The 12,193-nt window shown below is 39.9% G+C and carries 12 protein-coding genes and 1 pseudogene; 10 read left to right on the top strand and 3 right to left on the bottom strand.

Annotation, left to right across the window (positions count from 1 at the left end):
• From E3C75_RS10330 to E3C75_RS10305, 6 genes and pseudogenes are all read left to right on the top strand, one after another.
• Nucleotides 1–861, top strand: coding sequence for a methionyl aminopeptidase (locus E3C75_RS10330; protein ID WP_002951571.1), 861 nt, complete (start codon nt 1–3; stop codon nt 859–861).
• A gap of 1 nt (nt 862) precedes the next feature.
• The gene (locus E3C75_RS10325) at nt 863–1,807 is read left to right on the top strand and encodes a YihY/virulence factor BrkB family protein (RefSeq protein WP_100262350.1); all 945 of its coding nucleotides are present in this window, start codon (nt 863–865) and stop codon (nt 1,805–1,807) included.
• A gap of 106 nt (nt 1,808–1,913) precedes the next feature.
• A complete protein-coding gene (locus tag E3C75_RS10320; RefSeq protein WP_002946153.1) occupies nt 1,914–2,423 on the top strand; it encodes a QueT transporter family protein in 510 nt (169 codons plus the stop codon).
• Nucleotides 2,424–2,473: 50 nt separating this feature from the next.
• The gene (gene ligA, locus E3C75_RS10315; protein ID WP_084829023.1) at nt 2,474–4,432 is read left to right on the top strand and encodes an NAD-dependent DNA ligase LigA; all 1,959 of its coding nucleotides are present in this window, start codon (nt 2,474–2,476) and stop codon (nt 4,430–4,432) included.
• A gap of 9 nt (nt 4,433–4,441) precedes the next feature.
• A complete protein-coding gene (locus E3C75_RS10310; RefSeq protein ID WP_011681488.1) occupies nt 4,442–5,455 on the top strand; it encodes a diacylglycerol kinase in 1,014 nt (337 codons plus the stop codon).
• Between the two features lie 133 nt (nt 5,456–5,588).
• Nucleotides 5,589–6,426: pseudogene (locus tag E3C75_RS10305) on the top strand (transposase); the annotation flags it as partial.
• On the opposite strand, the gene E3C75_RS10300 reads toward E3C75_RS10305, so the two are convergent.
• Nucleotides 6,404–6,883, bottom strand: a complete 480-nt coding sequence (locus tag E3C75_RS10300) for a QueT transporter family protein (RefSeq protein ID WP_002944734.1) — start codon at nt 6,881–6,883, stop codon at nt 6,404–6,406. The pseudogene E3C75_RS10305 and the gene E3C75_RS10300 overlap by 23 nt on opposite strands.
• Before the next feature lie 73 nt (nt 6,884–6,956).
• A complete protein-coding gene (locus E3C75_RS10295) occupies nt 6,957–7,784 on the bottom strand; it encodes an exodeoxyribonuclease III (RefSeq protein ID WP_022096998.1) in 828 nt (275 codons plus the stop codon).
• Between the two features lie 530 nt (nt 7,785–8,314).
• Between E3C75_RS10295 and E3C75_RS11900 the strand changes: the two genes are divergently transcribed.
• Nucleotides 8,315–8,473, top strand: coding sequence for a hypothetical protein (locus tag E3C75_RS11900; RefSeq protein ID WP_014727655.1), 159 nt, complete (start codon nt 8,315–8,317; stop codon nt 8,471–8,473).
• Nucleotides 8,474–8,937: 464 nt separating this feature from the next.
• On the opposite strand, the gene tehB is transcribed toward E3C75_RS11900, so the two are convergent.
• Nucleotides 8,938–9,816, bottom strand: a complete 879-nt coding sequence (gene tehB / locus E3C75_RS10290; protein WP_002951563.1) for an SAM-dependent methyltransferase TehB — start codon at nt 9,814–9,816, stop codon at nt 8,938–8,940.
• A 431-nt stretch (nt 9,817–10,247) separates the two neighbouring features.
• On the opposite strand from tehB, the gene rpsP reads away from it, so the two are divergent.
• The 3 genes from rpsP to E3C75_RS10275 all read left to right on the top strand — a co-directional run bounded on the left by rpsP (nt 10,248) and on the right by E3C75_RS10275 (nt 12,185).
• Complete coding sequence (rpsP, locus tag E3C75_RS10285; RefSeq protein WP_002884675.1) at nt 10,248–10,520, top strand: 30S ribosomal protein S16; 273 nt, start codon at nt 10,248–10,250, stop codon at nt 10,518–10,520.
• 11 nt (nt 10,521–10,531) lie between these two features.
• A complete protein-coding gene (locus E3C75_RS10280; protein ID WP_002951562.1) occupies nt 10,532–10,780 on the top strand; it encodes a KH domain-containing protein in 249 nt (82 codons plus the stop codon).
• 142 nt (nt 10,781–10,922) lie between these two features.
• Nucleotides 10,923–12,185, top strand: a complete 1,263-nt coding sequence (locus E3C75_RS10275; protein ID WP_022097000.1) for a bifunctional folylpolyglutamate synthase/dihydrofolate synthase — start codon at nt 10,923–10,925, stop codon at nt 12,183–12,185.
• The last annotated feature ends 8 nt before the right edge of the window (nt 12,186–12,193 follow it).

Below are 12,193 nucleotides of genomic sequence, written 5' to 3'. Positions count from 1 at the left end.
ATGATTACACTGAAATCAGCACGTGAAATTGAAGCGATGGATAGAGCGGGAGATTTTCTTGCAAGTATCCACATTGGCCTACGTGATCTCTTGAAACCAGGAGTGGATATGTGGGAAGTAGAAGAGTATGTTCGTCGTCGTTGTAAAGAAGAAAATGTTCTGCCACTTCAGATTGGGGTTGAAGGAAGCATCATGGACTATCCTTATGCGACATGTTGTAGTCTTAATGATGAAGTAGCACACGCTTTTCCACGTCATTATATTTTGAATGATGGAGACCTCTTGAAAGTTGATATGGTCTTGTCAGAACCTATTGATAAGTCAGTGCTTGATGTATCAAAATTGGACTTTGATAATGTTGCCCAGGTAAAAAAATATACAGAATCATATGCTGGTGGTTTGGCTGACTCATGTTGGGCATATGCGATTGGAACGCCTTCTGATGAGGTTAAAAACCTTATGGAAGTAACCCGTGAAGCCATGTATCTTGGTATTGAACAAGCGGTAGTTGGTAATCGTATCGGGGATATCGGTGCAGCTATCCAAGAATACGCTGAAAGTCGAGGCTATGGTGTCGTACGTGATTTGGTCGGACACGGAGTTGGACCAACAATGCATGAAGAACCAATGGTTCCTAACTATGGCGTGGCTGGACGTGGTCTTCGCCTTAAAGAAGGAATGGTCTTGACCATCGAGCCAATGATTAACACAGGAACTTGGGAAATCGATACAGACCTTGAAACTGGTTGGGCTCATAAGACACTTGACGGTGGCCTTTCATGCCAATATGAGCACCAATTTGTAATTACTAAAGATGGTCCAGTAATTTTGACTTCTCAAGGGGAAGAAAGAACTTATTAATATGAAACGACAAGGCATAATGGCCCGTCTCCTAGATAAGCTTCAATGGCGCCCTTTTCAGGTTTATCTTAGTCATTATCGTAGTGCTGAGATAGATATTTCTAGCATTGCCGTGGCTTATTATTTGATTTTGACGGTCTTTCCGCTCATTGTCATTGCTGCCAATGTCTTTCCCTATCTGAATATTCATACGACTGATCTCTTGAAGTTTATGAATGAGCATCTTCCTAAGCATTTTTATGCACCTGCAGCTAATGTTGTTCAGGATATCTTCTCCACACCTTCTGGACGGTTGTTGGGAGTGGCCTCTTTGACGGGATTTTGGACCATGATTAAGTCCTTATCTTCGCTTCAAAAAGCGATTGACAAGGTATATGGTGCTTCAGAACACCGTGATGTCTTTATCAGTCATATCATTGGTGGACTCTTGAGTTTGGTTATCTTGTTTTTGTTAACCTTTGCGCTCATGTTATCTACAATTATTCAGTCGGTCCTTCGGGTAATCAATCAGACCTATCCTATTGGGTCTAACCTAACTCAACTGATTTTGAATAGTATTCAGCCCTTGAGTGTTGCAGTTGTCTTCCTGGGAATGATGGTACTTTATTTCATTCTTCCGAATGTAAAGATTCGAAAAATCCGCTACATCATGCCAGGGACTATCTTTACGACTTTGGTGATTGGGTATCTGAGCAATTTGTTTGGAACTTACGTGATTCATACCTTGAGTAGATTGGTTGATATCAAGCTGTTCGGATCGATTATGATTTTCATCTTCATGCTTTGGTTCATCTTCCTAGCTAGAATATTGATTTTTGGTGCCGTCTTTAATGCGACCTATCAGGAACTTAAACAAGGTGAACTACACAGTAGGAGGGGTGACGTACTTACCATAATTCAGAGTTTTTCTGGAGACGGTAGTGACAGCAAAAAAACAAAAAAATGATAGGGATAAGTCATAGAGCATAAAGAGAGCTTGGCTAAGCCCAGGCTCTTTTGATGGATTAGTTGGTCCTTGTTAGTAGAAAAACATCTCATTTATGGAGGAAAAGATGAAAAACAAAACTGTTCGTGATTTAACACATATTGCGATTGTGGCGGCACTTTACGTGGTCTTGACCATTGTGCCACCTTTCAACTTGATTTCGTATGGTCCTTACCAGTTCCGTATTGCGGAAATGTTCAATCTTTTAGGATTTTATAATCGCAAGTATATCATTGCTGTTACTTTGGGATGTGTGATTGCTAATTTCTTTAGTTTTAACATGATTGATGTGGTTGTTGGCAGTCTCTCAACGCTAGTTTTTGTTGGTTCAGGTGTTTATTTCTTTGACCGCTTTAAGAATCAAGATATTTTGGGTGGTCTCTTTGATAAGGCTCATGTTTATTTTGCCTTTTATTTCTCATTCTTCATGGTGACCATCGCTGCAGAGTTGACCTTAGTTGCTCAAGCGCCATTTTGGGCTACTTGGTTCACTGTCGCTTTAGGAGAACTGGCGTCACTCTTAGTTGGTGCGGTCCTTATCAAGAAATTAGCCAAAGTAATCGATTTTGTTTCTTAAATTAACGTCTGTAAAGGCGTTTTTTTCTGCTTTTATGTTAAAATGTTCCTATGGAAAAACGAATGAAAGAGCTGGTTGACAAACTTAACCAGTATGCAAAAGAGTATTATACCGAGGATAATCCATCGGTGTCAGATGCCGAGTATGATAAGCTCTATCGTGAGTTAGTAACTTTAGAGGCTGAACACCCAGAACTTGTTCAGGCGGATAGCCCTACGCACCGTGTGGGTGGCCTGGTTCTTGATGGTTTTGAGAAATACCAACATGAGTATCCGCTTTATAGTTTGCAGGATGCTTTTTCACGAGAAGAGCTAGATGCCTTTGATAAGAGGGTCAAGTCCGAATTTCCTAACGCTGACTATATGGCCGAGCTCAAAATTGATGGCCTTTCAATTTCTCTAACCTATGTGGATGGTATTCTTCAAGTAGGTGCAACGCGAGGTGATGGTTCTGTTGGTGAAAATATCACTGAAAATGTTAAGCGAATCTCAGATATTCCTCTGAAGTTGGATCAACCGCTTAATATCACCGTTCGGGGTGAGTGTTATTTGCCACGAGCTGAGTTTGAACGCATCAACACCCAGCGCCAGGAGAATGGTGAGGCCGAATTTGCCAATCCACGTAATGCTGCAGCAGGAACTCTTCGTCAATTAGATACGAAAGTAGTTGCTGAGCGTCGTTTGGCCACCTTCTTTTATCAAGAAGCTAGTCCCACTGAGCGCCTGACACAAAATGATGTCTTGAATGAAGTGGCAGAACTTGGCTTCTCCGTTAATCCACGCCGTATTGTGACATCATCGATGGATGAGATTTGGGACTTTATTCAAGCTGTTGGGCAAGATCGTGATCACTTGGCTTATGATATTGATGGAGTTGTTATCAAGGTCAATAGTTTGGCCATGCAGGAAGAACTTGGCTTTACCGTTAAGGCACCACGTTGGGCCATTGCCTATAAATTCCCAGCTGAGGAAAAGGAAGCAAAACTTCTCTCGGTTGATTGGCAGGTGGGTCGTACAGGTGTAGTAACGCCGACGGCTAATTTGACCCCAGTACAATTGGCCGGGACAACAGTTAGCCGAGCTACCCTACACAATGTAGATTATATTACGGAGAAAGACATTCGTATTGGTGATACCGTTATTGTTTATAAGGCTGGTGATATTATCCCTGCTGTTCTTCGTGTGGTAGAAAGTAAGCGTACAACACAAGAAGCGATGCCAGTTCCGAGTCAATGTCCATCTTGTGGTAGTGGTCTCTTACATTTTGAAGATGAAGTAGCCCTACGTTGTATCAATCCATCTTGTCCTGCTCAGATTAAGGAAGGTCTTATTCATTTTGCTTCTCGTGATGCCATGAACATCTCAGGTATGGGACCTTCAGTGGTTGAAAAACTCTTTAAAGCTGAATTGGTTAAAGAGGTGGCTGATATCTATGGTTTAAATAGTCAGGATTTCCTCCAATTAGAAGGTTTCAAGGAAAAATCAGCTGAAAAACTATATGCAGCTATTCAAGCATCAAAAGAAAATTCTGCAGAGAAACTGCTCTATGGTTTGGGAATTCGCCATGTTGGTGCCAAAGTTAGTAAGCAATTGCTAGAATCTTTTGGAACTATCAAGGAGTTGGCAAGTGCAGATGTCCAAGCTATTGCTGCTGTAGATGGTTTGGGAGAGGTTATCGCCAAGTCAATCCAGCGTTATTTTGCCAAGGAGGAGGCTCAAGTTCTTCTTAAAGAACTGGAATCCTATGGTGTTAATTTATCCTATCTTGGTCAAAAAGTAGCAGATGATGCCATTCTATCTGGTAAGACTGTTGTTTTGACAGGGAAATTGGAGCATCTTAAACGTAGTGAAGCGAAGGCAAAACTAGAGGCCCTGGGTGCTAAGGTGACGGGTTCAGTCTCTAAGAAAACAGATTTAGTGGTTGCTGGTAGTGATGCCGGAAGTAAGTTGGAAAAAGCACAAAGCCTAGGAATTGAAGTAAAAGATGAGGCTTGGTTGCTGGATTTATAGGAGTTCAATATGAAACAAAAACGTGCCCGCTTAATTTATAATCCAACATCTGGACAAGAAATTATGAAGAAAAATGTTGCTGAGGTCTTGGATATCCTGGAAGGTGCTGGTTTTGAGACATCTGCTTTTCAAACAACCCCGGATGAGAACTCAGCCAAAAATGAGGCCACTCGTGCGGCAGAAGCAGGCTTTGATTTGGTTATTGCGGCTGGTGGTGATGGAACAATTAATGAGGTTGTTTCTGGGATCGCCCCTCTTGATAAACGTCCTCAAATGGCTGTTATTCCCACAGGGACAACAAATGACTTTGCACGCGCCTTGAAGATTCCAAGGGGAAAACCTGTTGAAGCAGCCAAGGTTATTGCTAAAAATCAAACCCTTCAGATGGATATTGGTCGTGCCTATGATGATAAATACTTCATCAATATTGCGGCTGCAGGGTCATTTACGGAACTAACCTACAGTGTTCCTAGTCGACTTAAGACAGTCCTTGGTTATTTGGCCTATCTTGTTAAGGGAGCCGAATTACTTCCTCAAGTTAAGAAAGTTCCGGTCCGCATTACGCACGATCAAGGTGTCTTTGAAGGCGACCTTTCTATGATTTTCGTTGCCTTGACCAATTCAGTTGGTGGTTTTGAAATGATTGCTCCAGATGCTAAATTGGATGATGGTCAATTTACCCTAATTATGGTTAAAACGGCCAACCTCTTTGAATTGGTTGACCTTATTCGTCAGGTTCTTCAAGGTGGCAAGCACATCTACGATAAGAGAGTTGCTTATATCAAAACAAGTTCGCTAGATATCGAGCCTTTAGGTGAAGATCGTATGATGATCAATCTGGATGGGGAATACGGTGGCGATGCCCCAATTCACCTCCAAAATCTTAAGAATCACATTGAATTCTATGCTAATATTGATGAGATTTCTGATGATGCTATCACGCTTCCCGATACAGACAAATTGGCTCTCGAAGCTATTGTACAAAAATTCAGTACAGAAGCTGAAAAAATCGAAAATGATTAATATTAATCTTTTAAGCAATCTAGGTCAGGTTGCTTCAGATTGAAGACAAAGTCCTTAGAAGTTATACTTCTGGGGACTTTTATTGATTTGAAGGAGTATAATAAAAGAAAAAGGTATTTGATGTGGTAGGTTTCACAAGGAAGTCTTTGTTTATAATGCTCAGGTAGATTGTTATAAACACGGTTGGGCCTTGGATTTTACAGTTGAAGCAGATAACATCCATGATAGTCAGTTCTTTCCTGCTCTTTTAGCCAAGTTAGAGCCCTTCTCACCTGAATTCATTATTGCGGATTCAGGCTACAAAACACCTAGTGTTGCTAAGTTTCTTTTAGAAAATTGGATTATACCGGTATTCCCTTACACTAGGCCAAGAGGTAGGAGAGACTTTCTACGTCTTAAAGACTTTGTCTATAACAAGTATTCTGACTGCTATCTTTGTCTAGAGAACCAGGTATTAACTTATCGTACAACGACACGTGAAGGTTATAGAGAATATAAAAGCAATTCCAAAATTTGTAAGATCTATCTCTTGTTAGCGATTTGTACTGAAAGTCGCCGGAACCAAAAAGTTGTTGTGCGTCATATTTGGAAAGACGCCCTAGAAGTCTGCGAAGATATTCGTCATCAAAGTGGGATGAAGGAGCGGTATCAACACCGTAAAGAAACGATAGAATGGTTATTCGGAACATCTAAAGAATATCACAACTTGCGTTATACCAGAGAAAAAGGAAAGTCCAAAATGGAAGATAAGGTTGGGCTTACTTTGGCATGTTTAAATATCAAAAAATTGGTAAAAATGATGGTAGGAAAGACCTGGTATTTTATCTAAATACCCCAATATTATTCGATTATGGAAGAATTAAGTGTGAATATAAAAAGAGACAAACATCGTTTTTGATGTTTGTCTTTATTCTGACATCTCTGCAATTGCAGAGATGTTTTTGTTTGTCAGTCTTTGTATCCGCGTTTAGCTAGCTCGTGTACAAGTACAGCTCCCAAGATTGCAGGAACTAATTGCCCTAAGATAAGGTTAATAACGAGAGCGACATAAGGAAGTTTAAGTAGGGCACTAAGCCATATTGGTACTACTAAGGATGGAACGAGCAGGATTGGGAGTACGATAAACCAGCTAGATAGCTTAATTTTACGGATGAGGTAGATGCTACCAGTTGCTAAAAAGCTGGCACAGAAACCACCGACAACATCAATCAATCCCAGGCCACCAAAAGAGTTAGCAATAGCATTTGCGAGACTGAGTGGGACAACCAAAAATGGAAAGATATAGGTTAATCCATATAAAGCCGTGGCCAGACGCATCTGAACAGCACCAAAGGAAATAGCTTGAGAAATAAAGAGGATGGCGATATATAGGGCCATGATAATAGCTGAGAGAACAAGCTTTTGTGTAGGGTTAAGTTTATTTTTCATCATTTCTCCTTAGTTGGGTAAAGTAAAAGAGTAGTGGTTCTACTCTTTTTAGGGGGTTAGGTCTAGAGTTATTTTATAAGTCAATCTCTAAGACAATAGGTGTGTGGTCTTGGCGATCACCAGAGTCAATCATGTTTGATTTTGTGACCTTATCGGCAATACGATTTGAAGTCAACCAGTAGTCAATTCTCCAGCCTGTATTATTAATTTTAGATGTTTTGCTACGTTGGGCCCACCATGTATAGGCACCTGTAACATCACCATTGAGGTGACGGTAAGTATCTGTAAAACCTTTATTGAGGAGATTAGTGAAGCCAGCACGTTCTTCATCTGTAAAGCCTGGTGAACGACGATTACTTGAAGGGTTGGCCAAGTCGATTTCCTTGTGGGCAACGTTGTAATCACCAGTAGCAAGGACTGGTTTCTGAGCGTCCAATTCAGCTAGGTAATCCGCATATTTTTCATCCCAGATTTGACGTTCGAGTAGACGTTTGAGCCCGTCACCAGCGTTTGGTGTGTAGACCTGTGTCACAAAGAAGGTGTCAAATTCGAGAGTTATGATGCGTCCTTCACAATCCATGGTTGAAGGTGCTCCGATTTCAGGATAAGTGATGACTGGTGTCAATTCTTTTTTATACAAGAACATGGTTCCAGCATAACCTTTACGGGCAGGTTCAACAGATGAACGCCAAGTAATGACATAGTCAGGGAAGTAGTCTTCTAAGATTTGCAAATGCTTTTTAGTTGGCCCTTTAGCAGATAATTTTGTCTCTTGAATAGCAATGATATCCGCATTTTCAGTGACCAAAGTATCGATAACGGCGCGTGATAATTGAGCACGCGCAGAGTCACCGGTAAGAGCAGCATTTAGGGAATCAATATTCCAAGAAATTAATTTCATATGTACAGTTTCCTTCTTTGAATTGTTTTTTTCTATTGTAGCAGAAAATAAGATGTCAGACGAGTCATGGGATTGATAAGTGAAGATAGGAGGACTATACTTAACCTAGATGGAGGTGACAATCAATGAAAAAAATAAATATGCATTTATGATTTGTTTTTGGTTTTCTTCTTTGTACAAATCATTCTTAGTGTTATGATTTGGTGGTTACAGGGGCTAGTGCTTCCTCTTGTCGTTTTTCCAGGGATGAGTTTCTTCTTCCTGATTTATCCAAGGTATCTCTTACACTACAACCTTAATCAGTCTCCTACTGATCATGGGTTTCCTGATTTCCTTCTTTTGACTGAATCTGTCTGCTCTTATAAGTCTTTAATCCCCCTGCTAAGAGTAAGTTCAGGGACGTAAGCCAAAATCTGATGAACTACAACTGGCTTATTAGTTTGGCCTTATTGAAGTCTCGAAACATTATAAGTATATCTATACACTCTTAGAATACCTCGTAGCAATCGTAGTAGCCATTAGTCTGACTCTTGAACTATAAAGAGACTAAGTCATCTTTCACAGTGGCTAGCTTGATATTCGCATCAACAGAGGATACTATCACTTCATCTAGTGAAAATAATAAGCCAAACGAATCTAGCAGTGCAAGTATTGATACACCTGATTCTAATCATGCCAAGGAAGCCTAGACTGAAAATCTGAGTTGGTCCAATGACAGGGCTAGTCAATCTGCTAGTTTGATTGTTTCTTGGGGAAAGTAGATGAATAAGTCTAGATACAAAGAAATTACAAATGAATCCTCTTCTTTGCCTATCCGTTGGATGTAGGACAATAGTCTGTCTTTGGATGCAACCTATGGCTACAACTGGTAATAGCAATTCTGAGTATACCATTATTTCGGTTTATGAGAGATGGTGAAATGCTTCTGTTCACCACTGTTTCTTTACGACTAAAAAAGACGAAACGCCCATTGTTCTTTACTCACCAACTACTAATAGTAGCGTGTATTATGTCAAAAAAACAGAAAACGCAGACCTTAAATCAGGGGATGCAGATATTGTAAACAATTAAAAACTAGAAATTTAGCTGGATTTCTAGTTTTTAATTTGAAGATAAGTCAAGCTGTAATCAGTTCTTTTACAGTCATTCGTTCTTATGTTACCTTCTTGGCTAACATGGTCGCAAATTGAAGGGCGATTGGATTGCCATGCTCATCTAAACGGTGAAGGTGACCAAGATTTTCATTGTACTTGATTAATTCCCAGTCACTATAGTAGTTTTTCAACTCGCCTTCTTCAAAAGTAAATGGGAAAGGCATGGTACAAGGGTGCTCTTCTGTATCCATGGCACAAACAATTAGGTTGTAACCACCAATGGCTGTACGCTCTTGCATATTTTGGATAATAGCTGGAATTTGATTAGGATCTAGGAACATGAAGACCACTGTTGAGAGGATGAAGTCAAAGGTTTCAGACTCAGGAAGAGCAGAAACATTGATATCGTAGTAGCCAGCTCTAACATTGTAACTTTCTTCATCAGCAATCATTTGGATACGTTGTGTGGCTTCATTGTTAATATCAACGGCAGTAACTTCGTGTCCAAGTGATGCCAAATAAAGAGCGTTACGACCATGGCCACAGCCTAAATCAAGGGTACGACCAGGTTTAATATGTCCAGACTGGACGGCTTCAAGAACCTCAGAGTGGGCTTTAGTATCATACTTTTTAGCCATGTAGTCCTCTGGCTTGCAGTAGAAGGAAAGATAGCATTCTAAATTATCTGAAGCAGCAGCGATTCGATGCCAAGATTGTGGTTCGACAAAAGGAATTTCTGTTTCAGGTGTGAAGAGGTGCTCTGCAGTAATCTCTCCCTGTTCATCTAATTCATAAAAGTGAAGAGTTCCTGATAGAATAGTCAGTTTAGCCCAGGTTCCAACCTTAGTGTTATGTTTTTGAGTCACCATTTCTGGGAGTGTTGTGGCTGTCCAGTTTGGAAGGCGTTTGTAGCAAACAAGTTGCTGATCTATTATCATATGTTGAGTTCCTTTTGATAGGTATGGCTCTATTATAGCAAAAGTATGGAAAAAAAAAGGCCTAGTCAAACTTGAACTGCACCCCAAAAGTTAGATAGAGAAAGTCTAACTTTTGGGGTGTTTTTATTATGAAATTGATTTATGAAGATAAAAGTTCAAATATATGAACTGAGAAAGCTTCTAAAGCGACAGTTAATGGCTTAGAAGTCGAGTATGCTGAAGCAAAGGTGGCTTATGAAAAAAATCATAATAGTACTACCAAGAAATAGTCCTATAAGGAAGTTAGAGCTTGTCTCTAGTTTTTTGTAGAAAATTTAAATCTGTCAAGTTTTTTTCTTGACACATAAAAATGATATGGTATACTAGTTAAGGTAAAGAGGCAGTAAGTGCCTCCACCATAATAAAAAAACTAAAGAAAAGAGAAATTAAAAATGGCAGTAAAAATCCGTTTGACTCGTATGGGTTCTAAGAAAAAACCTTTCTACCGTATTAACGTTGCAGACTCACGTGCTCCACGTGATGGACGTTTCATCGAAACAGTTGGTACTTACAACCCACTCGTTGAAGAAAACCAAGTAACACTTAAAGAAGAACGTGTTCTTGAGTGGTTGTCTAAAGGTGCACAACCTTCAGATACAGTTCGTAACATCCTTTCAAAAGAAGGCGTTATGAAAAAATTCCACGAATCAAAATTCTCAAAATAATTTTTTAGCCTATGGATACCATTGAAAATCTTATTATCGCTATCATTAACCCCTTAATTACTTCACCAGATCAGTTGACCATCAAGATTATTGACGGTCCTGAGTTTTTGGAGTACCATCTTGATCTTGCCCCATCCGATATTGGGCGTGTTATCGGGAAAAAGGGACGTACTATTAAGGCGATAAGAGCGATTGTCTATTCGGTACCTACTCAAGGTAAAAAAGTTCGTCTTGTTATTGACGAAAAAGAGAAAGCTTAAGAGGTGACCCTAGGGTTGCCTTTTTTATATTTTGGTTATAGCTAGCAATCTTTGGTATAATAAGAGGGTTAAAGTGGTATTAGGCTCATAGAAAAACTAGTTTAATGGCTAAGTCAAAGCATTAGCTTAAAAAGGAGCAATTATGATTTATCAAGAAGCATTGGATTGGATTCATGGTCAATTAAAATTTGGCATTAAGCCTGGCTTGGAACGTATGGCCTGGATGCTTGAAGAACTAGGAAACCCACAGGACAATCTTAAGGCTGTGCATATTGTGGGAACAAATGGTAAGGGATCTACTGTCAATGCCTTACAAACGATTTTTTCTCAAGCCGGCTATGAAGTTGGAACATTTACCTCACCCTATATTATTGATTTCAAAGAACGCATTTCTATCAATGGTCAGATGATTTCAGAAGAGAATCTACTTGGCTTAGTTGAGCGTGTTAAGCCGGTGGTTGAACGTCTCCCAAAAGAGACAGAGCACGAAAATGCGACAGAGTTTGAGATTATCACAGTCTTGATGTTCCTCTACTTTGGGCAAGTCCATCCTGTTGATATTGCTTTTATTGAAGCTGGAATGGGTGGCCTGCATGATTCTACCAATCTATTTAGTCCTCTAGCGGTCATCTGTCCATCGATTGGCTTAGATCATCAGGCGGTCTTGGGCAATACTCATGCTGAAATTGCTACAGAAAAGGCTGGTGTTTTAAAAAATGGAGCGTCTTTTATTTATGCGACTGACCGTACTGACGTTCGAGATGTTTTTAAACAGAAGGCGAATGAAGAAGGTTCTAAGACCTATGAGTTGGGTAAAGATTTCACCGCTGAAGGGTCTAGCCATTCCTTTGATTTTATTTACAAGGAGCAGAGGTTGGAGGGTATAGCCTTGGCTATGGCTGGTCAACATCAGGTGGCAAATGCTAGTTTGGCTATCATGGCTAGTCTTTTGCTTCAAAAGGATTATCCTAAAGTAACTCCTGAACTCATAAAGGATGCACTGGCTCATGCTAGTTGGTTAGGTCGGACAGAGTTCTTGATGCCTAATCTTATGATAGATGGTGCTCATAATAACGAAAGTGTTAAGGTCTTAATTGATTTGTTAAGGTCAGAGTATGCGGATAAGGATATCGAATTGCTTTTCGCAGCTATTGATACTAAGCCTATTGATAGTATGTTGGCTCAGTTAGAGTCAGTCGGTGATTTGACAGTAACAAGCTTTGAGTATCCAAATAGTGTAAAATTGGACAAGTACCCAGTTACTTATAAACAAGTGTCAGACTTCCAGACATGGATTGAGGAACACGTGACTGCTAATGATGATAAACTTTATGTTATTACAGGATCTCTTTATTTTATTTCTCAAGTTCGAAAATGGATTTTAGAGCAGGAAAGTGCTGTTTAAGACTTGAA

The organism is Streptococcus thermophilus, assembly GCF_010120595.1.
Classification (GTDB): Bacteria; Bacillota; Bacilli; order Lactobacillales; family Streptococcaceae; genus Streptococcus; species Streptococcus thermophilus.
Note: the sequence above shows the minus strand (reverse complement) of the source record. Positions and strands in the feature narration are given on the sequence as shown.